General features: G+C 62.6%; 21 protein-coding genes. 7 read left to right on the plus strand and 14 right to left on the minus strand.

Annotated elements, in window-relative coordinates:
• Positions 1–33 precede the first annotated feature (33 nt).
• The 5 genes from BGP00_RS09085 to BGP00_RS09105 all read right to left on the minus strand — a co-directional run bounded on the left by BGP00_RS09085 (position 34) and on the right by BGP00_RS09105 (position 5011).
• Positions 34–1449 carry an efflux transporter outer membrane subunit gene (locus BGP00_RS09085; protein ID WP_310013921.1) on the minus strand — a complete coding sequence of 472 codons (1416 nt, stop codon included), beginning with the start codon at positions 1447–1449 and terminating at the stop codon, positions 34–36.
• Positions 1446–2345 (minus strand): efflux RND transporter periplasmic adaptor subunit, encoded by a 900-nt coding sequence (locus BGP00_RS09090; protein ID WP_292690523.1) that lies wholly within the window; start codon positions 2343–2345, stop codon positions 1446–1448. Before BGP00_RS09090 ends, BGP00_RS09085 begins: the two co-directional genes overlap by 4 nt.
• Complete coding sequence (locus tag BGP00_RS09095) at positions 2342–2572, minus strand: DUF1656 domain-containing protein (protein ID WP_168601901.1); 231 nt, start codon at positions 2570–2572, stop codon at positions 2342–2344. Before BGP00_RS09095 ends, BGP00_RS09090 begins: the two co-directional genes overlap by 4 nt.
• Positions 2569–4656: an FUSC family protein gene (locus BGP00_RS09100; RefSeq protein WP_292690524.1), complete on the minus strand. Its 2088-nt coding sequence runs from the start codon at positions 4654–4656 to the stop codon at positions 2569–2571. The genes BGP00_RS09095 and BGP00_RS09100 overlap by 4 nt, the downstream gene beginning before the upstream one ends.
• A 202-nt stretch (positions 4657–4858) precedes the next feature.
• Complete coding sequence (locus BGP00_RS09105) at positions 4859–5011, minus strand: hypothetical protein (RefSeq protein WP_292690525.1); 153 nt, start codon at positions 5009–5011, stop codon at positions 4859–4861.
• A 281-nt stretch (positions 5012–5292) separates the two neighbouring features.
• On the opposite strand from BGP00_RS09105, the gene BGP00_RS09110 reads away from it, so the two are divergent.
• A complete protein-coding gene (locus BGP00_RS09110) occupies positions 5293–6141 on the plus strand; it encodes a LysR family transcriptional regulator (RefSeq protein WP_292690526.1) in 849 nt (282 codons plus the stop codon).
• A gap of 336 nt (positions 6142–6477) precedes the next feature.
• Here BGP00_RS09110 and BGP00_RS09115 read toward each other — a convergent pair whose 3' ends face one another.
• On the minus strand, positions 6478–6606 hold the full coding sequence (locus BGP00_RS09115) for a hypothetical protein (protein WP_292690527.1): 129 nt from the start codon (positions 6604–6606) through the stop codon (positions 6478–6480).
• 33 nt (positions 6607–6639) lie between these two features.
• On the opposite strand from BGP00_RS09115, the gene dld reads away from it, so the two are divergent.
• Positions 6640–8376, plus strand: coding sequence for a D-lactate dehydrogenase (dld, locus tag BGP00_RS09120; RefSeq protein ID WP_292690528.1), 1737 nt, complete (start codon positions 6640–6642; stop codon positions 8374–8376).
• A gap of 28 nt (positions 8377–8404) precedes the next feature.
• Entirely contained in the window at positions 8405–9250 is an 846-nt protein-coding gene (locus tag BGP00_RS09125; RefSeq protein WP_292690529.1) for a fumarylacetoacetate hydrolase family protein, read from the plus strand.
• A gap of 90 nt (positions 9251–9340) precedes the next feature.
• On the opposite strand, the gene BGP00_RS09130 is transcribed toward BGP00_RS09125, so the two are convergent.
• A complete protein-coding gene (locus BGP00_RS09130; protein ID WP_292690530.1) occupies positions 9341–9742 on the minus strand; it encodes a helix-turn-helix domain-containing protein in 402 nt (133 codons plus the stop codon).
• Positions 9743–9826: 84 nt separating this feature from the next.
• Between BGP00_RS09130 and BGP00_RS09135 the strand changes: the two genes are divergently transcribed.
• Both BGP00_RS09135 and BGP00_RS09140 read left to right on the plus strand, forming a co-directional pair.
• Positions 9827–10447 (plus strand): NAD(P)H-dependent oxidoreductase, encoded by a 621-nt coding sequence (locus BGP00_RS09135; RefSeq protein ID WP_292690531.1) that lies wholly within the window; start codon positions 9827–9829, stop codon positions 10445–10447.
• Between the two features lie 46 nt (positions 10448–10493).
• Positions 10494–11132 carry a DsbA family oxidoreductase gene (locus BGP00_RS09140; RefSeq protein WP_292925742.1) on the plus strand — a complete coding sequence of 213 codons (639 nt, stop codon included), beginning with the start codon at positions 10494–10496 and terminating at the stop codon, positions 11130–11132.
• Between the two features lie 400 nt (positions 11133–11532).
• On the opposite strand, the gene BGP00_RS09145 is transcribed toward BGP00_RS09140, so the two are convergent.
• From BGP00_RS09145 to BGP00_RS09165, 5 genes are all read right to left on the minus strand, one after another.
• Positions 11533–13233 carry a flotillin domain-containing protein gene (locus tag BGP00_RS09145; RefSeq protein WP_168601892.1) on the minus strand — a complete coding sequence of 567 codons (1701 nt, stop codon included), beginning with the start codon at positions 13231–13233 and terminating at the stop codon, positions 11533–11535.
• A gap of 36 nt (positions 13234–13269) precedes the next feature.
• Positions 13270–13887, minus strand: coding sequence for an OB-fold-containig protein (locus BGP00_RS09150; protein WP_292690533.1), 618 nt, complete (start codon positions 13885–13887; stop codon positions 13270–13272).
• Between the two features lie 247 nt (positions 13888–14134).
• Entirely contained in the window at positions 14135–15313 is a 1179-nt protein-coding gene (locus tag BGP00_RS09155) for a sodium:proton antiporter (RefSeq protein ID WP_292690534.1), read from the minus strand.
• 4 nt (positions 15314–15317) lie between these two features.
• A complete protein-coding gene (locus BGP00_RS09160; RefSeq protein ID WP_292690535.1) occupies positions 15318–15749 on the minus strand; it encodes a hypothetical protein in 432 nt (143 codons plus the stop codon).
• A gap of 369 nt (positions 15750–16118) precedes the next feature.
• The gene (locus tag BGP00_RS09165) at positions 16119–16259 is read right to left on the minus strand and encodes a hypothetical protein (protein WP_292690536.1); all 141 of its coding nucleotides are present in this window, start codon (positions 16257–16259) and stop codon (positions 16119–16121) included.
• A 300-nt stretch (positions 16260–16559) separates the two neighbouring features.
• Here BGP00_RS09165 and BGP00_RS09170 point away from each other — a divergent pair, with 300 nt between their 5' ends.
• Positions 16560–16889 (plus strand): low molecular weight protein tyrosine phosphatase family protein, encoded by a 330-nt coding sequence (locus BGP00_RS09170; RefSeq protein WP_292690537.1) that lies wholly within the window; start codon positions 16560–16562, stop codon positions 16887–16889.
• Between the two features lie 65 nt (positions 16890–16954).
• Here BGP00_RS09170 and BGP00_RS09175 read toward each other — a convergent pair whose 3' ends face one another.
• The gene (locus tag BGP00_RS09175; RefSeq protein WP_292690538.1) at positions 16955–18280 is read right to left on the minus strand and encodes a sigma-54 dependent transcriptional regulator; all 1326 of its coding nucleotides are present in this window, start codon (positions 18278–18280) and stop codon (positions 16955–16957) included.
• Positions 18277–20013 (minus strand): sensor histidine kinase, encoded by a 1737-nt coding sequence (locus tag BGP00_RS09180; RefSeq protein WP_292690539.1) that lies wholly within the window; start codon positions 20011–20013, stop codon positions 18277–18279. The genes BGP00_RS09175 and BGP00_RS09180 overlap by 4 nt, the downstream gene beginning before the upstream one ends.
• A 151-nt stretch (positions 20014–20164) precedes the next feature.
• Between BGP00_RS09180 and BGP00_RS09185 the strand changes: the two genes are divergently transcribed.
• Positions 20165–20497 carry a hypothetical protein gene (locus BGP00_RS09185; RefSeq protein ID WP_292690540.1) on the plus strand — a complete coding sequence of 111 codons (333 nt, stop codon included), beginning with the start codon at positions 20165–20167 and terminating at the stop codon, positions 20495–20497.
• Positions 20498–20501 lie beyond the last annotated feature (4 nt).

Genomic DNA, 20501 nt, shown 5'->3' on the forward strand with positions numbered 1-20501 from the left:
GAGCGGTCATGTCATTTCCGCGACAGGGGGCGCTTACGGTCTGCCCTCCCATCCGCCGCCCAGCGCGAGAAAGGCCGCGATCTGATCCGTGTTGATGTCGGCGCGCGCATCGGCCATCGCCTGATCGGCCAGCGCCAGATCGCGGTCGGCGGCCAGCACGGGCAAGGCGCCGATGCGCCCTCCCACGCGCAGTTTACGCGCCTTTTCCGCCACCAGCGCCGCCGCCTTTTGCGCCTGTTCCAATTCGCCCAGCCGGTCGAGATCCGCCGCATAGGTGCTGAGCGTGGTTTCCACCTCGCGCAGCGCCTTGAGCACGGCCCCGTCAAAACCGGCCACATCGGCATCGACACCCGCGCGTGCGCCCGCGATCCTTGTGCGCACCGCGCTGCGATTGATGGTCCAGCTTATCTGCGGCCCCAGCGCGAAACGGTTGGTCAGCGGCGAGAACCGGTCCACCACCGCCCCGGTCGATCCGATCGAGGCGCCCAGACGGATGTCGGGATAAAGCGCGCTCATGGCCACGCCCACCCGCGCCGTGTCGGCGGCGATATGGCGCTCTGCCATGCGGATATCGGGCCGCCGCCGGAGCAGCGCCGCGCCATCGCCCACCGGCAGCGGCTGTCTGAGCGCCAAGGGCCGGTTGCACCCCAGCCAGCCCGGATCGAATTCTTCGGGCGGGCGACCAATCAGCGTTGCCAGGCGGAAGGCGGCATTGCGCCGACGCGCCTGAATTTGCGGCAAACGGGCGCGGCTTGCCTCGACCGCTCCCTGACGTTTTTCGGCCTCGAAAGCGGGCAAGCGCCCCTTGGCCACGATCTGCCGGTTCAGCGCCAGATCGCCGCGCTGCGTGGCGATGATCTGCTCCATGGCGGCCATCTGGCTTCCGCCGTTGCAGATGTCGGACCATGCGCGGGCAGTTTCGGCGGCCACGGCCACCCGCACCAGATCGCGCGCGGCCTGCGCCGCTTCGCTGTCGGCCGAGGCCGCCTCGATCCCGCGCCGGATCCCGCCGAACAGGTCGAGGTCATAGCCGACCGTGATGCCCATGTCATAGAGCGGGCGCTCATGCGGCTGCACATGGCTCAACACCTGCTCGGCCGAGCGTTGCTGCTCACTCACCTCGCTGCTGAACCCGCCCTGCACCTGCCGCCGGGCGTGGGCCTCGCCCAGCAGGGCCATGCTGCGCGCCAGATGGGCATCGGCCACGCGCAGATCGGTGTTGGCGGCAAAAGCCTGTTCGATCAGCCCGTCCAGCACCGGATCATCATAGAGCCGCCACCAGCGATCCGGCAGAGGCATGGCCGGATCGACCGCATCCCTGCCCGACACGAAAGGCCCGCTGACCGCCGGGCGAGTGACGAGCGCGCTCTGCGGCCCATGATAATTGGGCCCCACCGGCGCGCAGGCGGCCAGCAGGATAGGCGCAAGAACGCAAAGCGCGCGCCTCACCACGGCAGGCTCCTATGCACGATGCGTCCATCGGCGCGCGGATGGACCTCGACCGTCGCGGTCTGGCCGGGGATCAGGCGCACGCCCGCAGGCACTTTGTCGATGGCGATGCGCACCGGAATGCGCTGGGCAAGGCGGACCCAGGTGAAGGCGGGATTGACATTGGCCAGTTGCGCCTCGCCGCCGCTGCGCTCGCGATCCTCGACCCCGCCCGCGATGCTCTCGACATGGCCGCGGATCTCGTCGCGCACGCCCATCAGCCAGATGCTGGCCGGATCGCCGGGATGGATGATCGGCAGCTTGGTTTCCTCGAAATAGCCCTCAACGCGCAAGGATGCGCCATGCACCAGCGCCAGCGCCGGTTTGCCCGCCGCCAGATAGATCCCTGGCTGCATCGAGACATTGGTGACGGTGCCATCGACCGGCGCGCGCACGGCGGTGCGTTCAAGGTTGAGCCGCGCCAGATCGCGGGCCGCCGCAGCGCGAGCCAGCCCCGCGCGCAGGGTCTCGACCTTGGTGCGGCCTTCCTCGATGGTTTCGGCGGCGACCACATCGGGCATCGCGCGGTTGCGCTGATCCTCGCGGATGGCCTGAGCCAGCGCGGCGCGCTGATCGGCCAGCGCCGCATCGGCCTGCGCCAGGGCAAGCCGGTATCGCGGCGGATCGATGACGAACAGGACCTGTCCTTTGCGCACGCTCTGATTGTCGGCAATCGCCACCTGCGTCACCAGCCCCGAAACATCGGGCGCCACCGGCACTAGGTCCGAGCGCACCTTGCCGTCGCGCGTCACCGGTTCGACCTGATAGCGCATCCACAGCGCATAAATGCCGAAAAGAATGGCCGAAATCAGCGCAAGCGTACCGATCGAGCGGAGGAGATTGGTTCGATGTATCATGAGTGATGCGCAATCCACGCTGGGAGGAACGCGTCGGCAAGAGCGGACAGCCCCCACCAGACGGCAATGAACAGGGCGATTTCGACCAGTGCAGGCTGCCACACGAGGCGGGCCAGCGGCAGGCGCAGCAAAGCGGGGCGGATCAGCCAGACCATCACGACCGCCAGCACCGCCCAGACCAGCGCGGCAGGGGCATAGATGCCCAGCAGGACCACTTCCTCGATCATGGGGCTGCCTCCAGCTGGGGGGGCGCGGCATCGGGAAACAGGTTGCAGCGCATACCCACCAGCGCGGCCAGCGCGGCGTGACGATGCCAGTCGGTGGGCCCATCCGTGGGCCCGTCCGTGGGCCCGTCCGGGCCCAGCGCCAGCAGCGCCGCCAGAGCGCCGTCAATGGCCAAACACAGCGTGTTGGCCGGTCGCAATTCCTGCCCCGCCATCCCGCGCCGTCGAAACAATTCGACCAGCATGGCCAGAACTTCCCCCAAACGGTGGCGCGCGGCATGGGGCACATGGGGCAGGGCGCCCCGTATCGGCAGGACATTGCGCCCGATCCGCAGATCGGCCAGCGCATCGGCGGCATCGACCGGCCCGGCCGAAGAGGACAGGGCCATGCGCGCGGCGATCTGGCCCATGCGATCGGTTGCCCTCGCGTTCCAGTCACCGGCGCGGAAAGGGCGGCGGATATCGGCAAGCCGGGCCATCTCGGACCAGTTGGCCGACAACACCCGCCGCAGGCTCCATTGCGCCTCGACCGAGCGGAACAGGCGCGTGATGGCCAGCGTGGTGACAATCCCGCCGATTTGGGCCAGGGCGGTGTTGATGAAGGCGGCAAAATCGCCCTGAAACCGGGCCAGAAAGCCCATCGCCACGATGAAGCAGGAAAACATCGGCAAGGCCTGGGCGGAACGTGCCGGATCGGCCTGAATATAGCCCATGCGGATCAGGGCGGGCGCGAGCGTCAGCACCAGCATGAACCACCCGTCGACCCGGGGCAGGATCATGAAGAGGTAAAGCGCGGCCAACGGAAAGGTGCGCAAGGTGGCCATCAGATAGCGCCCGATGACCGGGGCGGGATCGTCCTGCGCGGCAAAGGAGCAGGTGATCAGCGCGGCAAAGGCCGCCGTGGCCGAACCGGCGGGCCAGGCCAGCAGCACCCAGACCGCGCAATAGAGCATGATCGCGGCCGCCGTGGCCAATCCGGCCATGGCCGCGATGCCGTAATCGCGGGCCAGCGGAAAGCGGTCGGTGCGATAATCCGAGAGGTCGGGCACCTTTGCCCCCAAGGCGGCGGCAAGGCGATGGGCGCGTACCAGCGCGGTCACCATCCCGCCCATGCGCATCGCCGCGCTTTCGCGCAGCAGACTGGTCCATGGATGCGCGCCCGGCTCTGGGCTTTGGCACGCGAGGCGCGCGAGGGCTTCGCCTTGGGCAATCCATGCCTCATCCCCGGCGCGGGCCTCGCCCAGCCATTGCGCAATCCTGTCGCGCAGAGCCATCAGCGGCGAGCCGCAACCGCCCCCCGCATCGAGCAGCGCGAGCCGGTTTGCCGCCGCCGAGGCCAGCGGGAGGATCTCGGTCAGTTCATGTTGCAGCGCCCTGATCGTGCTGCGGGTGGCGGGGGCGGCCGGATCGTCAAAGGGCAGATGCAGCGCGATCATGCCGATTTCGGTGACATCGGTGGCCAGTTTGCGCCGATGGAGCGGCTCGGCGCGGATCGTGCCCATAGCGACGGCATCGGCGCACCATGCCGCCGCATCGCTCAGAAATGTGGCGGCCCGCTCCCGGATCGGCGCGATGGCGCGCCAGGGCTGCAACAGCGCGTGGACCGCCGTGACGCAGAGAATGGCCACCGCCATTTCCTCGACCCGCGCGATGGTTGTGTCGAAAATATTGGCCGGATCATCGAGATAGGGAAAGCTGATGACGGCGCTGGAAAAGGCGGCCATCTGAAACAGAAAGGCGCGCGGGCTGCGGTCCAGCACGGCAAGGGCAATACACAATCCGGTCCATGTCGCCATCACCAGGACCAGCAAGGCGGGCGAGTTCTGGAGATTGGGCACAACCGCCAGCGCGGTGATCGCCCCAACCGCAATGCCCAACAGGCGATGGATGACCTTGGGGCGAAAGGCGCCCGCCATGGGCTGGGCTGTGACATAGACCGTCAGCAGGGCCCACCATGGGCGCGGCAGGCTGGCGGCAAAGGCTATCGCCAGAGTGATCGCGGCGGCCACGAAACTGCTGATGGAAAACAGCAGTTTGCGGCGGTCGATGGTCAAAGGCCTGGGGGGCAAAGGCTGGGGCGGCCACATGGGATGATGTTTCGCTTGGGCTTGCACTCTTCCCGATGGGCAAACAGACCGCATGCCCGGCCGCCCTCTGGATCGAGGCGGGCCACTAGCGGGCAGGGCGGGGGCTCCACAAAAGCAAAATTTTGAATGGAATAGGCAAATAAAATGCACTAAATTGATTTTAAAGCTAAATCTGTTTCCGTCTTAGGCGTAATGGATTTTATCAGGCCTCGTCGTCGCGCCGGGCCATGATCGAGATCGTCACCGACATCGCCAGAATGACAAAAATGTAGAGCGAGGAATCAGCGAGGGCGAGATAACGCTTCATCAGCAGTAGGGCGGCCGTGGCCAACGCGAGCAGGGCGGTGGCCATCATGGCGCCGAGGGATGCACCCAAGCCTTTGCATATTCTGCGGTATATCTCCGTTGGAGCCATTGCGATGTCGCCCTTTCGGGCAAGATTTAGCTGCTCGGCTTCCTGCTATCCAATGCCAATATTTGCGGTTCATCCATCGAATTTTTGCGCCTTCTCCTGGTTCCGGGGCCAAGTGCGGGCGGAAAGGGCGGCCCATTGCGGCGCTTTGTGAGGACAGTTTCTCGTGCTAATGACGATCGGAAAATTGCATTGATCGAATTTAACACAAGGATGTTGATGGGATGGATATAGGCATCGCCCGCACTTTCCTCGAAGTGGTCAAGACCGGCAGCTTTGTGGGGGCAGCCAACAATCTCAATCTGACCCAGACCGCCGTCAGCGCGCGGATCAGGGTGCTGGAGGAGCAACTTGAGCGGCCGGTGTTCATCCGCAACAAGGCCGGGGCGAAGCTGACGCCTGCGGGCGAGCAGTTCCAGCGGTTTGCCACCACGCTGGTGCAGGTCTGGGCCCGCGCCCAGCGCGCGGTGGCGCTGCCGCCGGGGCGCCAGACGGTGGTGACCATCGGCGCGGAGCTTAGCCTGTGGAGCCCCTTGCTGCGGCACTGGCTGATCTGGATGCGCCGGGAATGCCCCGATATTGCCGTCAGCACCCAGATCGACACGGCGGATCGTCTGATGGAGCAGGTGCAGGATGGCACGCTGGATGTGGCCGTGCTCTATGCCGCGCCCAGCCGCCCCGGTATCGTCGCCGAACTGCTGTTTGAGGAAAAGCTGGTGTTGGTCAGGACCACGCCGACCTCGGTTGAACTGACGCCCGAGGATCATGTGCAGATCGATTGGGGCGAGGAATTTGCGGCCAGTTATCAGGCCGCTTTCCCCGATCAGCCCAATGCGGTGATGTCGATCAGCTATGGTCCGCTGGCTTTGGAATATATCCTTGCGGCGGGGGGCAGCGGGTATTTCCGCAAGGGTTTCATCCGGCCCTATCTGGAGGAGGGGCGCCTGATACTGGTGCCGGGAAGCCCGGAATTTTCCCACTCCGCTTATGCTGTTCATTCATCGCGGGCCGATGCGGGCGTCATGGATCGCGTCAGGGCAGGGCTGAGCGCCGCCGCGCAGATCATTATGTGATGGGTCAAAATAATATCAAAAATATTGCTGTAAACGATCAATAATATCCGTTTGCTTTCGGATGGCGAAAGCGCAAAAGCAGCCCTGCGCATGACGCAATTTCAGCTTTCTGCCTCCGTCTTGCCGAAGATTTTGGCAAGGCCAAGTGCGGGAGAGGAGTTGAATGCCGCAAGTCGAACCGGACAAGGGACCGGACCTGTCAGAATCCCCCCGATTTCTGACACCGAGGTGACAATGGGCCATCAGGCCGCTCGCCCGGCCCTGAAGTTTGACACGGCGGCTGTTGGTTAGGCGTCGGCTGCTGCCTTTGCGTAGCCGGCGTCTAACCATAAAGCTTCAGATTTTTACCCGGCTGCCGGACAGGAATGGCCGGGCTGCGCGATGGTCCGGCTGCCGGCCGATGCCTGATTGCGGATCCAGACCCTTGCAGGCCATTTTATCCACGTATTCCGAGATTTTATGCATCGCGGCGCAGAGCCGCCGGTGTAAAGTCGAGGCATGACCAAACCGCATTTGCCCTATCCCGCCCCTGACTGGAACGAGCAGCGCAAGGAGGCCCTGTTGGCGCGTTTGCGCGCCATTGTCGGACGCGCTCATCTGCGAGTGGGGGCCAAGGCCACGCGGCGCTTTGTCCAAGGCTATCGTTTTGGCAAGGGACAGGCGCTGGCGGTGGTCTGCCCCGGCTCGCTGATCGAGCAATGGCGGGCGGTGGCGGCCTGCGTCGAGGCCGGCGCCATCATCCTGTGTCAGGCGTCGAACACCGGGCTGACGGGCGGCTCGACGCCGCATGGCGATTATGACCGGCCGGTGGTGGTGATCTCCACGCGGCGGATGGACCGCATCCATGTGATCCGCGACGGCGCGCAGGTGGTATGCCTGCCTGGCGCCACGCTTTATGAGCTCGAACGACGGCTGCGCCCGCTGGGCCGGGCGCCGCATTCCGAAATCGGCTCTTCCTGCATCGGCGCCAGCGTGATCGGCGGGGTGTGCAACAATTCGGGCGGCGCGCTGGTCCGGCGCGGTCCGGCCTATACCGAACTGGCGCTTTATGCGCGGGTGGATGAGGCGGGCCAATTGGTACTGGTCAACCATCTGGGCATCGATCTGGGGGCGGACCCCGAGGCGATGCTGGCCCGGCTGGATGCGGGGGACCTGCCCGAGGCGGCCATCGATCCGGCCCTTGGCAGTGCGGCCAGCGACAGCACCTATGCCCAAAAGCTGCGCGATATCGAGGCGCCGACGCCTGCGCGCTTCAACGCCGACGCCACGCGCCTGTATGAAGCATCGGGCAGCGCGGGCAAGGTGGCGGTCTTTGCCGTCCGGCTCGACACTTTCCCGCGTGAGGCGCAGAGCCATGTCTTTTATATCGGGACCAATGATCCGGCCGAACTGACTGCCTTGCGCCGAGCGATCCTGGGCGATTTTGCGCATCTGCCGGTGGCGGGCGAATATATGCACCGCACCTGTTTCGATCTGGCGGCGCGCTATGGCAAGGACACGTTTCTGGCCATCCGTAAGCTGGGGACGGACCGTTTGCCGCGCCTTTTTGCGGCCAAGGCATGGGCGGACGGGATTCTGCCGGGCGGCTGGTCGGACCGGGCTTTGCAATGGTTGGCCGATTGCCTGCCCGACCATCTTCCGCCGCGCCTGATCGATTTCCGTAACCGTTTTGAGCATCATCTGATGCTGCGCGTCACCGGCGAGGGCTATGGCGAGGCGCGTGACTGGCTGGCCGCGCATTTCCCTTCGGCGGTCGGAGAGGCGATCGAATGCACCCCGGAGGAAGGCGCGGCGGCCTTTCTGCATCGCTTTGTCGCGGCCGGGGCGGCGGTGCGCTATCGTCAGGTCCATGCCGACAGCGTGGAGGATATTGTCGCGCTCGACATCGCCCTGCCGCGCAATTGTCAGGATTGGGTCGAGCATCTGCCGCCCGAAATCGATGGCAAGATCCTCCACCGGCTCTATTACGGCCATTTCCTGTGCCATGTGTTTCATCAGGACTATATCGTGGCCAAGGGCGTGGACGGCATGGCGCTCGAACATGCGATGCTGCCGCTGCTGGATGCGCGGGGGGCGGAATATCCGGCCGAGCATAATGTCGGCCATCTCTATGAGGCCAAACCGGCGCTGCGCGATCATTATCGCGCGCTGGACCCGTGCAACACGTTCAACCCCGGCATTGGCGGCACCGCGCGCGGGGCGGTGCCGCCGCGCCATGGATGCTGCGGGCAATGATCAGTTTTACAAGAGGAAGGATGCGTCGATGAGGCTTTGTCGTTTTGGGGAAGCGGGTCAGGAACGCCCCGGCATGATCGCGCCCGATGGCTCGCTGCGCGATTTGTCGGGTCATGTTGCCGATATCACGCCCGATGTGCTGGCGCCCGCCGCGCTGGCCCGACTGGCCGCGCTCGATCCGGCCTCGCTGCCGGTGGTCGAGGGTGAATTTCGCTATGGCGCGCCAGTGTCCGCCACGCGGCAATTTCTGGCGGTCGGGCTCAATTATGCCGATCATGCCGCCGAAGCCAATCTGCCGCTGCCCCCCGAACCGGTGGTGTTCAACAAATGGGTCAGTTGCCTGCAAGGACCCAACGATCCGGTGATTATCCCGCGCGGTTCCGAAAAGACCGATTGGGAGGTCGAATTGGGTGTGGTGATCGGCTCTCCGGCCTATGAGGTGGATGAGGCCGACGCGCTGGATTACGTGGCGGGCTATTGCGTCATCAACGATATTTCCGAACGCGCGTGGCAATTGGAAAAGGGCGGAACCTGGGACAAGGGTAAGGGCTTTCCCACATTCGGCCCGGTCGGCCCCTGGCTGGTGACAGGCGATGAGGTGGGCGATCCGCAGAATCTCTCAATGTGGCTGGATGTGAATGGCCAGCGGATGCAGAACGGCCATTCGGGCACGATGGTTTTCGGCGTCGCGCATCTGGTGGCCTATATCTCGCGCTTCGTCGCCTTGCTGCCGGGCGATATCATCACCACCGGCACGCCGCCCGGCGTGGGCATGGGGCAAAAGCCCGAGCCGCGCTATTTGCAGGTGGGCGATGTGATGAAAGTGGGCATCGAAAAACTGGGTGAGCAACAGCAGGTCTGTGTCGCTCCCTGAAGGGGGAGCCATTATGGATAATCCCATCCTCCTTCCGCTGAAGAACCCAGGCCTGCAGCAAAGCGCGCTAAGCTCAACAGTTCTGAGTTGTTACAGTTCGGACAGATCAGCGCCTTGGATTGCATCATATCGATCGCGCGCGTGCCGGATGCTCTCTTGATTGCCGTTCGCCCAGGTAACGAGGCCCATCACCGGCGCAAGAAGCGTTTTGCCCACACTCGTCAGTTCGTAATCCACGCGCGGCGGAATAGTCGGAAACAACGTCCGCTTCACCAACCCGTCACGTTCCAGTCCGCGCAGGTTGATCGTCAGCATTCGCTGCGAGATTCCATCGATCCGGCGCCGCAACTCATTGAACCGAACCGGCCCGTCCTTGAGCGTTGCGATGATGTACAGGGTCCATTTATCACCAATAAGATCAAGGATTTCCCGAACCATCCGGCAATCCTCCCCTTCGCCGGGGGTAGAAAAATCAATGTGACCAGGTGTCATGAAAGTGCCTTCTTGCGAGGATTTTGACGGTTACCATAATAGGGTTGGTAACAAGAAATTACCACCCTTTAGGCCGGAGCAGTCATGACCCACATCCTCCTCGTCACATCGAGCCCGCGCGGCGCCCAGAGCCTGTCCACCCGCTTCGCGAGTGAGATCGCCGATGGTCTGAAAGATCGTCCGGGCGGCGCGATTGTCACCCGCGACCTTGCCGCCAATCCGCTGCCCCATATCGCGCAGGCTTACATCCAAGGCCGCGTTGCGGCGCCAGAGGCGCGCACGAGCGAGCAGGCAGAGGCGGTCGGCCTTGCCCAGATCCTTATCGACGAAGTGAAGGCCACCGATGTGATCGTTCTGGGGTCGGGCATGATCAATTTCGGTCCGCCAACCCAGCTTAAGGCCTGGTTCGATCATATCACCTGGCCGGGGGTGACCTTCGGCTATGGTGAGGACGGCAAACCACGAGGATTGCTGACCGGCAAGAAGGTCTATCTCGTCACGGCCACAGGCGGTGTCTTCTCCGAAGGCCAATGGGCCCCCTTCGATTTCCAGACCGACTATCTGCGTCACCTGCTGGGCTTCATCGGCCTGACCGATGTTGAAGTCATCCGCGTGGAAGGCACCGTGTTTGGGCCAGACGCAGCCAAAGCGGCCATCGCCGCCGCCGAGGCTCACTTGCGCGCGGTCTTGGACAAAGCAGCCTGAGGCCATCCAGACGTGCCGAGCGCGCCGGGATCAGAAGGATGACATGATGTTGCAAATCGATCTTTATACCGAGATCACCTGTCCATGGTGCATCATCGGGCACCACCGTCTCGATAAGGTGCTGGCGGAGCGCTTCGCGGGACTCGAGGTGGATATCCGTCAGCATCCGGTGCTTTTGCTGCCCGATGCTCCGGCGGAAGGTCTTTACATCCCGGATCTTCTGCGCTCGCGCTATGGCATTACCGACTCGAAAGCATCGTTTGCCCGTCCTGAGGCGGAAGCCCGCGCCTCCGGCCTTGATCTCGATCTGAGCCGGCAGCCCTGGACCTATCGGACGCAGGCGGCGCACGGTCTCATCCTTGCCGCGCGCGAGCGAGAGACGCAGCATCAGCTCGCGGTTGCCATCACCGATGCCCATTTTCTGCAGGCCAAAAACATCTCGGATGCCGATGTCCTTGCCGATATCGCCGTGGCTTATGGCTTCGAACGCGATGAAGCCCGCGCGATCGCGCTCGACCCAGCGCAGCATCGGCGTGTCGAACAGGAGGCAGCCCGATCAATGGCCGCCGGAGTAAGATCGGTCCCTCACTTCATCTTCAGCGGGCGCATCGCCATCAACGGAGGCCGCAGCGAAGACGAGATCGCATTGGCCATTCGACAAGCCGCCGGCGAGCAGGCGGTTTAGTCCGTAACGGCTTTCAGGAGCAGGTCGCGTCGAGGAGAACAAATTCATGCCATCCGAGGGATTTACAACGGTCGATGTGCCCGATCAGTCAGGCAAATGCTTCATTGTCACCGGGGCCAATACGGGCATAGGCTTCGAAGTAGCCAGTGCATTGGCGGCCCGGCGCGCCCGGGGGGGGCGCCCCATTACTCATATTGCGGCATGGCTTAATTTGAATGCCGGGTGCTGAGGGAAACGCCCGTTCTCAGGGCCCGCGAACGTCAGGAATGGCGGCGTCAGCAAACGATCGCGGGCCTAAAACGACGAGTATCGTTCACCGGCCGCCGTCACCATTTGGCTGCTTGGAGATCCGTTGAACTCTAACGTCTGGCGGGCCGATATCGACCCGCCGTGATAGCTCTTACGCCTGATTTGATGCTGCTGAACTCGCGGCGGCTTCGCTCAGAGATGGAGTTGCACCTGTACCGGCCAACATGCCGTTCAGTGTTCCGCCAGTCATACCCAATTCCGCCATCAAGCCATCGATCAGCGGTCCGCCCACACGATAACGCATCGCAGCTGCCACAGCGGCATCGGCAAGGTTTGGATGGCTTTCGCTCTGCGCGGTATCCGATCCGTTGCCATGCAGCCCGCGTGCATCGACAATGCTTATTTTGTCGATATTCTCCATGGGCTTGCTGGCGGCCGCGATAATAGCGGGAAGCGCCTCCAGCATCGCTTTGCGCAACAGCAGGGCCGTTTGGGCTTCGCTCAGAATGTTGGTGGCTTCGTTAAGTGAGGCTTGGCCTGCGGCATCGACCTTGAACGCGGCTGCACGGCCCTCGGCGCGCGCCTTTTCGGCATCGGCCTCGGCGGTTGCCTCCGTACGCAGAGCCATCGCGCGCGCCTCGGCCGCTTCCTTTTCCGCCTCGGCGGCAACGGTAATGCCCACCGCTTCTTCCTGAGCGCGCTGTGTGGCTGCAATCACCGCGACATTCTTGTTACGATTGGCGATTTCGGTCGCCTTGGCTGTGGCAACGCTTTCCTCGGCCCTGACGGCAAGAGCGCGCGCCTCATTCGCAGCAGCCGTCGCGGTCGATTCTTCCTCCGACTTTTGCGCTGTCTGCACCGCCGTGGTGATACGCGCGATTTCGATGGTGCGGTCACGCTCGATAGTAGCGGTCTGGATGGCCCCGTCACGGGCGATATTGGCGCTTTGGATGATTTTATCGGCTTCGGTCTGCGCAACGATCTTGGCCTGATTGGCGGTGATACGCGCGATCTCGGCCAAGCGGGTCTGTTCCGCCTCTGCTGTTGCTATGGCGGTTGCCTGTTCGGCGCGGAGCGCAGCCAGCGTCTGCTCTTGCGTCAGCCTTGCCTGCTCGGCCGCTTGTGCAATTTCCAGCGATTGGTTGTTGGCCTCAAGGTTGCGCTGCTCAATCTCCACCCGATTTGTCGCGACAATATCATTTCTGATCTTCTTGCGCTCTTCGATGGTGCGCGTGAGAACTGTCAGGCCTTCCGCATCGAAAGCATTGTTTTCATTAAAATGCTCAAAAGCCGTCTGGTCGAAATGGGTGATGCTCACCGATTCCAGTTGGAAACCGTTCATATCCAGATCCGTCATCAGCGCTTCCTGGACTTTTTGGATGAAATCGGCGCGGTTGGCGTGAAGATGTTCCATCGTCATCGTCGCCGCAACCGAACGCAGCGCCGACACCAGCTTGCCGTCGAGCAGCGATTTCACAGCTTCAGGACTGTTGACCGCGGCACCCAGAGTTTGCGCGGCGGCCGCAATGGAACCGGCATCCGGCTTCACCTTGATGTGGAACAGCCCGATCACATCAACACGCAGTTTGTCGAGCGTGATCAACGCATCCTTGTTGAGACGCGATACTTCCAGCTTCACTGTGGTGAGACGCACCTGCATCAATTCATGCAGCACGGGAATGACCATGATGCCGCCGTTGAGTACGACCTTTTCACCGCCAAAGCCGGTTCGGATCAGCGCTATGTCCTTGGTCGCCCGGCGATAGAGGCGCGTGAGAATGATACCGATAACGACCAATGCTGCAAGGATGATCCCCGCATAGATCAGAATTTCAATGAGTGACTGCGGCATGATGCCTTCTCCAGAGTGAGGCGTGGAATCATTGGTTCAAATTGGTTTTAGTTGTGTGTTTTCGTCGGGCAGCACGAAGAAGATGGGGCCCTCGCGCCGCACGATCAGCGCGCTTTGGCCCGAGGTGATCTCATCCTTATCATTGTGCGGCTCGACCATGATGAAATGCGCCTGTCCGTAATGATCGACCACTTTGGCGCGTGCAGGCGCTCCGCGACGGGCTGTGCCTTCCAATATGACGCCGCGCCGCGCCAACAGATCATCGGTGGAAATGGCGGTGGTCTCGAAAGAGGGCATGATCCGCATAAGCCCATTGGCCGCCAGAGTGTTGAGCAGCCCGCCCAGCAACAGGGCGATGCCACAGGCCAGCCACCAAGCCAGTGGGCCCCCGACCACCGCCACAGCGATGTTCTGAAGCGCAACCCCGGTCAATGTGAAGCAGGCCAGCAGCGAAGTCAGCCAGATCAAAATCGGAATGTCGCGGCCAAGGCCCAGCCAGTCGAGCAGACCCGCCGAGCCGCTTGGCGCAACGTCTCCATGCAGATCGAGGCTGCCAAAACCCAGGCCGATTGCCTCAATCAGGCCGATCCCGATCATCACCAAAAATGCGATCGCAAACGGCAGATAGGGCGGAGTAAGAAAAGGCGCTAGCATAGATTATTGACCATCATGGCGCTGAACTACTGTCAGGAAAAGATGAAAATCAATCATCCGATGAACCTTTTTTAAATCTTATAACGTCACGGCTGGTTCGGGAATACAGGTAAAAATTTCTGCTATTTTTATTGCTGCGAATATGTCTGTCGAAGGGCAGGGCCGCATCAGGAAAATTCATCCTCTCATCGATTTTTAGTATGAAGGCGAAGGATGCCGGTGTGCACATCACAAACATCGCTCGATCTCAGCGGCCGCTCGCTTTGCGAAGCAGAAGAGGTATCGTCAGCCCTTGCACAAAGATCGAGAAGGCGACCACGGCAAAGGCAACACTGACCAATGCATCATGTTCGGGCAGGCTGCGGGGCGCCCCCAGGGCAAGAGCCAAAGCCAAAGCCCCGCGCAACCCGCCCCAGAACAGGATATGGCGTGTAAGCATATCAGTGGCCATGACGGTTTTGCGGAAGAGGGACGTGATCGGATAGATGGCCACAGCGCGGCCCGCCAATACCGCGACGGTGCCGACCAGTGCCGGAAACCAGAAACTCGCGATGGGTTGGGTGGCTTCACGACTGCCGATCAGCAGAAAGACCACCGAATTGGCAAGAAAGGCGGCGAATTCCCAAAACCTGATGACGGCCTCTCCGCCCGTTTTGCTCAGCGTTCGATCCTTGCCCCAATTGCCCACCAGCATGCCGGCCGACAAGGTGGCCAGGACCCCCGAAGCATGCAGTTCCTCGGCCAACAGAAACGAACCATAGGCGGCCAGCATGGTGAGCGTGATTTCTACCAGATGATCTTCGGAACGCCCCGCGATCATCATCAACGCCGCCGCCACAGCCAGCCCCAGCACGACGCCTCCGCCCACAGTTGTGATCAGGGTCAGCGCGATACCGCCCGGCCCGGTGGCCGTTCCTGCGATCCATGCGGCCACCAGCGCAAAGAGCACCGCAGCAGCGCCATCGTTGATCAGGCTCTCGGCCTCCATCAAAAAGCGCAGCCGCTTGTTCGCCTTCTGCTCCTTCATCATGGCGATGACCGAGACCGGGTCAGTGGCTGCGATCAGTGCTCCAAACAACAGCGCGGCAGGCCAGCCCCAGCCTGCGAGCCAATGCATGCCGCCCGCCACCACTCCGGCCGAGAGCATTGTTCCACCAAAGGCAAGACTGAGCACCAGCGCGCCTTCTCGCCGGAACTGCTTCCAGCCCAGATGCAGCGCGGCCTCAAACACCAGCGGAGGCAACAGCACACTGAACACGAGTTCGGGGGTCAGGGTGATGCCGCTTTTGTAATCAGAAATGCTGAGCCCTATGCCAGCCGCGACAAGGCCGATGGCATAAGGCAGGCCGAAACGGCGGCTGATAATAGCCACCAAACAAGCCGTCAGCAGCAAAAGGCCAAGGGCCAGACTGTCCATTCCATGCATGATGCTATGCCCCCTTCGCCACCGTTTTGGGTCCGAGCGGGGCCAGTTGCATGAAGCCGGCTTGGTGTGATCCTCTGTCAGCGCGGATTATGTCTGATTTGGCCGCAAGGTAACCCTTCGACATGCATTCAATTCGCAGTGCGAAAGGGGGCGCTGCTGAGAAAGCTGGCCAACCGGTCAAACCAAAGAGTGCCAGCCTAACGCCCAACCCGATGATCGGACCTGATAAAGGCGAGATTGGCATCGCCTCGATCCCCATCGGCGGCGATGATTGAGGCAAGCCGAGTTCGGCAAGGCCCAATGCCATGATGACCTTGGAGATAAAGCGCGGACTCCATCCGCTTTCATTAAGAACGCGATGTACAACGACGGGGTGGTCAATGTCTGCATCCACATGGGCAAGCCACGGGCGGATCAGGCCATGGGGGCGAGCCATAGGCGCAAGTCTCCAAGTATGGTTTTCCTCACCGGCGGCCCGACCGGTGTACCAACCTGCTCATTCGCATGCGAATGAAAACACCCGCGACATTTATGGCAGCATTTGGTGCATTGCACAAGCCTGACAGGGAATGTGTGCCGCCGCAGCGATGAATCGCATCTGCCTCCCACGAGGCTCGATCCTTGAGCTTTGGATGATTGAAGCAAAACCTGTGATGATCATGATATCCTGCGCATCCCATTTCCGGGCTGTAACGCCCCACCCACGGAACAACTCTGCAGTTCTTGCCACCTGACGTGAAGCTTTCTTTGCGAATACACAACGCTGTGGCTGGGTTATGGGGACCGCTTGCAATCAGAGAGACGTTCACTGCGCGCCTCCTCTGCCGCCGGTGAGCCCGATATGTTTCGTGTCGGCGTCAGGCATCCATTTCAGTTCGGGAGACGCGGCGTAGCCGGCGCCCGAGCGGGGGCGTTCGACAATCACCTTGAACATGTCATCGCGCATGATGAACCGTCCCAAAAGAGAGGGGCGGCGAGGGCAAATTGTTTGGAAAAGTCAGCGGGACAAGGGTCACGAAAGGCAATCAGGCGAGAGACGTTGCCCGTGAAAGAATTGCCCATGCAGTCTGTTCATGAAAACAGGGAAATAAGAAGTGATTTTGGTTGCGGGCGAATGCTGCGCGCATGATCTTCGCTTGCCGTGCTTTAAGAACAGGCCGATATTGGCTAAATGGGCAGATAATTCAGATCAACCTTTCCTGCATGTCGTCCAAAATCGGCCGAGAATTTTTGTCAAAGGCATTACTTGAAAGCCATCCTGTTCATTTGCAGCCAGAACCGCCTACGCAGCCCAACGGCCGAGCAGGTGTTCACCGACTATCCCGGCCTTGAGGTGTCCTCAGCCGGCACCAACCATGATGCCGAAAACCCGCTGACCGCAGAACTGGTGTCATGGGCCGACACTATCGTGGTGATGGAAAAGCAGCATCGCGCCAAATTGCAACGGCGGTTCCGGGCGGCCCTGCGCGGACAACGTATCATTTGCCTGGATATCCCGGACGACTATGCCTTCATGCAAACGGAACTGGTGGAATTGCTCAAAGTACGCATGGCGCGGCATCTGCCGCCGACTTGATGGTGCCTGGCTGGTGGTTTCGGTCGGAAGTGTTTCAGCCGGAGAAGGTCGACTATGGCTGTGCTCTACCGCAATCCCATCCGGTCCATTTTCTTGAGCAATCCGACACGCGAAAGGCCAAGATTACGGGCGGTATGGGTATGGTTGTGGCCAGTGCGTTCGAGCGCCTCGACGATCCGACGTCGCTCCAACGCTGCGACTTCCTCTTCGAGCGTTAAATTCGCGGGGGGCGAGGTGACGGGTATGGTTTCTCCAGTGGCAAAGGCCAGATCATCGACGCCGATCGCGGTGCCTTGCGCCAGGGCCGCTGCGCATTCCACCGCAGCACGCAATTCACGCACATTGCCAGGCCACGCACGCTGGACGATCCATTCCAACGCGGCGGAGGCAAAGCGGGCTTCAGGCGCCGCGCGGCGCAGAAATATTTGCGCCAGCAATGCCTTGTCCGCCCCGCGCTCGTCCAGTCTTGGTGTGGTGAGCACCACGCCTTTGAGTCGATAATAGAGATCCTCGCGGAACGACCCGTCGGCCACGGCTGCGGCCAGATCACGATGCGTGGCAGCCACGATGCGCACATCGGACTTGCGGATGTCCCGCGCTCCGACCGGCTGATAGGTGCCATCGGCCAGAAACCGCAGCAGCTTGACCTGCATCGCCGGCGGCATTTCGCCAATCTCGTCGAGAAACAGCGTGCCGCCATGCGCCGCCTCTACCAATCCTGCGCGGTCAGCGTGGGCGCCGGTGAAGCTGCCCTTCAGATGGCCAAACAATTCGCTTTCCAATAAGTCAGCAGGCACTGCCCCGCAATGCACCGGCACCAGCGGTTCCTTGGCGCGGGGCGAGGCATTGTGGATGGCGCGGGCCACCAATTCCTTGCCTGTCCCGCTCGGCCCCAGCACCATCACCGGCAGGTTGGTGGGTGCCACGCGGCGGATCAGCGCGCGCAAGGCAACCATCGGAGGCGACTGGCCGATCAGCCCCATATCTTCGCCCGCCTCGCCGCGCGCGCGCAAGGTGGCAATTTCCTGCGCCAGTCTTGCCCGCTCCACCGCCCGGGCCACCACCACTTTCAGCAGATCAGGATCGACCGGCTTGGCGAGAAAATCCCACGCCCCGGCCTCAATCGCCTGCATTGCCAAAGCTTGATCGGCATGGCCTGTCATCACCACTACCGGCGCAGGGGCAAAGGCGGGGATCAGCGCAATGCCACCTTGCGGATCGAGATGCGGCGGCATGGCCAGATCGAGCAGGACCACATCGGGCCGGTGCCGGGAAAAGGCGTCGCGCGCGCCATCGCCATCGCCCACGGTGATTACCTCATGCCCCTGCGCACGCAACCAGCCTGCGGTCAGGCGCTGAAAGGCGGGTTCATCATCGGCCAGCAGGATCATGGGCTATCCTTGAATGTCAGGCGGAAACAAGTGGTCCAGCCCTCGCGTCGGGCCAGCGTGACAGTGCCGCCATGCGCGTCCATGATGCGGGCCGCGATGGCCAATCCCAGCCCCGTGCCGCCCGCGCGGCGTGAAACGAAGGGCTTGAACAGGCTCTCGGCGATTTCGGGCGCGATGCCGGGGCCATTGTCGCACACATCGATGCTGTTGCCCTCGGCAAGGATCATGCAATCGCCGCCCATGGCCTTGGCATTGTCCACCAGATTGGCCAGCGCACGGCGCAGAGCCGCAGGATCGGCGTGCAGCACCAACTCTCCGGACGCCTCCACCGGCACGCCAAATCCGGTCAGGAAGGGGGCCAACTCCATGGTGCGCGGCGCCACCGTCCATGCCCGCGTATAATCCAGAATGTCGGTGACCAGCGCGTTCATGCGCCCGACCTGCTCACCAATTTCGACACGCACGTCGGCGGGAGCGCCGGTGGCCGCCATCTGTACAATGCCCAAAGGGTTGCGCAGATCATGCGCGATCGTCGCGGCCAGCGCGCCCAATTCGGCCAGTCTTGCCTCGCGTTCGGCCTCCACCATGCGGCGGGCCGCGGCAAGGCGGCGGGCGGCCTCTTCCACCAGTCCGGCGACACGTGCAGCGGTGCGATGCAAAGCTGCGGGCGCATCGTCCCAGCCCGTCAGCGTTACGGCCTCACCGGTGATTATCAAGCCCGGCGCTTCGGCGTCCAGACCCAGATGCCGACGCAGCATAGCATTGGCGAGATCGGCCAAAGCCTGCTCGTCCTCTGCCTGGGCGAGAGCATCGCGCCAAGGTTCCACATCCAGCCGTTCGCCGGGGAAGACCAGCCGGTCGGTCAGCCGCTTCAAGGGAGCCATCACGACGAGGCCCAGCGCCATCGCTCCCGCCAGCGCGGCCCATGTTGCCAAAAAGCCCTCTGGCCGCCCCGCCAAGGCCAAAGGCAAAGTGGCGATCAGCGCGGCTGCGCCTCCCGCACCCGCCAGCAGCAGGATCCACACCAGACCTCGCCGTGCCCACACATCCGCCGCCATGAAACGATGGCGCAGCACGGCATAGACCAGCGCCACCGAATAAAGCGGCAGCGCCAGCACCGGCCAGGGATAGGCATCGATCCCCAGCGCCGGAAAGGCAAAGCCGGTGAGCGCGAGCAGGCCGATGCCGCTGGAGACGAACACTGCGCCCGCCTGGTCGCGGTGCAATCCGCTTTGCTGCCGCCATGTCTGGAACAGACGGAGATGCCCCACCACCGACAACGCCGCTGTCACCCCCAATACGCCCCATCCCGTCAGCGAGGGCACGAAGGCCCCCGCAAAACCGTGCCAGGGAGCAATTCGCCCCACGCCAAGCGTCAGGCCCGCAACAACCGCCGCGCCCGCCACGCCATAGCTGGCCCAGGCCACGGGACGCAGAGCGCCGCACAGCGCAAAGGTGAAGACCAGATGGACAAAGGCCGCCGCCGGCAAAGGCGAGAGAGCGATCACCAATAGCGTAAAAGGCGCGGCCCCAACGCCCAGCATCGCAGGGGCGGCCATGGCCAGACTCCATAGCGCCACACCGCACAGGAAGACCGCCAGCGTCCATGCCCCCGGCAGACCTCGCGCTCTGGCTGCGACAAAGCCCGCCAGCAAAAAGCTGGCCAGCGCGGTCAGGCCCAGCGCGCCGATATAGGCCATGATGCCCAGAGCTGTATCCATCGTTGACAGCATAGCAGGCGTTTCCGTTCACGTCGTTAACATTCGGAGGGTGACTTTGCGGCCAAGAACCCCGGTTTTCCGAAGATCATCGCAATTGGCATGCCAGTTGCGATGCAGGGGATGCGCGGTCATCCCGACCGCCCCGCGTGAAAGGAGCTAACCCATGTTGATCCCGATTGCCGCCTTGCTGCTCACTTATGCCGTCACACTGGTGCTGGCCGGGCTGGCGGCCTTTGTGCTGCGACGCCCGCTGTCGATCCTTCTGTCCGAATTGTGCGGAACCGAGGAGCGCTCCTCTTTCTGGACGGTGTGGTCGATGGTGATGATGATGGCGCTGCCGCTGCCGCTGCTGTTTGTATCGATGGCGCGGATTGCCACCGATCCCACCGAGCTGATCCAGGGCACAGTGGCGGCTACTCTGACGGGCATCCTGATGGCGATGGCCGGCATAGGGCTGGCCGTGTGGCGCCGAGTGCCGCAGCCCCAAATTGACTGAGGAG

Origin of the sequence: Novosphingobium sp. 63-713 (assembly GCF_001898925.1) — a bacterium.
In the GTDB taxonomy this organism is placed as follows: domain Bacteria; phylum Pseudomonadota; class Alphaproteobacteria; order Sphingomonadales; family Sphingomonadaceae; genus Novosphingobium.

Excerpts from the sequence above, each read along its gene's own strand:
- BGP00_RS09140 (WP_292925742.1), top strand. The coding sequence starts at position 10,494 with ATGTTGCAAATCGATCTTTATACCGAGATCACCTGTCCATGGTGCATC.
- BGP00_RS09165 (WP_292690536.1), bottom strand. The coding sequence starts at position 16,259 with ATGCGCGATGACATGTTCAAGGTGATTGTCGAACGCCCCCGCTCGGGC.
- BGP00_RS09150 (WP_292690533.1), bottom strand. The coding sequence starts at position 13,887 with ATGCTAGCGCCTTTTCTTACTCCGCCCTATCTGCCGTTTGCGATCGCA.
- BGP00_RS09115 (WP_292690527.1), bottom strand. The coding sequence starts at position 6,606 with ATGCATAAAATCTCGGAATACGTGGATAAAATGGCCTGCAAGGGTCTG.
- BGP00_RS09090 (WP_292690523.1), bottom strand. The coding sequence starts at position 2,345 with ATGATACATCGAACCAATCTCCTCCGCTCGATCGGTACGCTTGCGCTG.
- BGP00_RS09105 (WP_292690525.1), bottom strand. The coding sequence starts at position 5,011 with ATGATGGCCACCGCCCTGCTCGCGTTGGCCACGGCCGCCCTACTGCTG.
- BGP00_RS09130 (WP_292690530.1), bottom strand. The coding sequence starts at position 9,742 with ATGACACCTGGTCACATTGATTTTTCTACCCCCGGCGAAGGGGAGGAT.
- dld (WP_292690528.1), top strand. The coding sequence starts at position 6,640 with ATGACCAAACCGCATTTGCCCTATCCCGCCCCTGACTGGAACGAGCAG.
- BGP00_RS09180 (WP_292690539.1), bottom strand. The coding sequence starts at position 20,013 with ATGCTGTCAACGATGGATACAGCTCTGGGCATCATGGCCTATATCGGC.
- BGP00_RS09145 (WP_168601892.1), bottom strand. The coding sequence starts at position 13,233 with ATGCCGCAGTCACTCATTGAAATTCTGATCTATGCGGGGATCATCCTT.
- BGP00_RS09160 (WP_292690535.1), bottom strand. The coding sequence starts at position 15,749 with ATGGCTCGCCCCCATGGCCTGATCCGCCCGTGGCTTGCCCATGTGGAT.
- BGP00_RS09125 (WP_292690529.1), top strand. The coding sequence starts at position 8,405 with ATGAGGCTTTGTCGTTTTGGGGAAGCGGGTCAGGAACGCCCCGGCATG.
- BGP00_RS09175 (WP_292690538.1), bottom strand. The coding sequence starts at position 18,280 with ATGATCCTGCTGGCCGATGATGAACCCGCCTTTCAGCGCCTGACCGCA.
- BGP00_RS09185 (WP_292690540.1), top strand. The coding sequence starts at position 20,165 with ATGTTGATCCCGATTGCCGCCTTGCTGCTCACTTATGCCGTCACACTG.
- BGP00_RS09135 (WP_292690531.1), top strand. The coding sequence starts at position 9,827 with ATGACCCACATCCTCCTCGTCACATCGAGCCCGCGCGGCGCCCAGAGC.
- BGP00_RS09155 (WP_292690534.1), bottom strand. The coding sequence starts at position 15,313 with ATGCATGGAATGGACAGTCTGGCCCTTGGCCTTTTGCTGCTGACGGCT.
- BGP00_RS09100 (WP_292690524.1), bottom strand. The coding sequence starts at position 4,656 with ATGTGGCCGCCCCAGCCTTTGCCCCCCAGGCCTTTGACCATCGACCGC.
- BGP00_RS09110 (WP_292690526.1), top strand. The coding sequence starts at position 5,293 with ATGGATATAGGCATCGCCCGCACTTTCCTCGAAGTGGTCAAGACCGGC.
- BGP00_RS09095 (WP_168601901.1), bottom strand. The coding sequence starts at position 2,572 with ATGATCGAGGAAGTGGTCCTGCTGGGCATCTATGCCCCTGCCGCGCTG.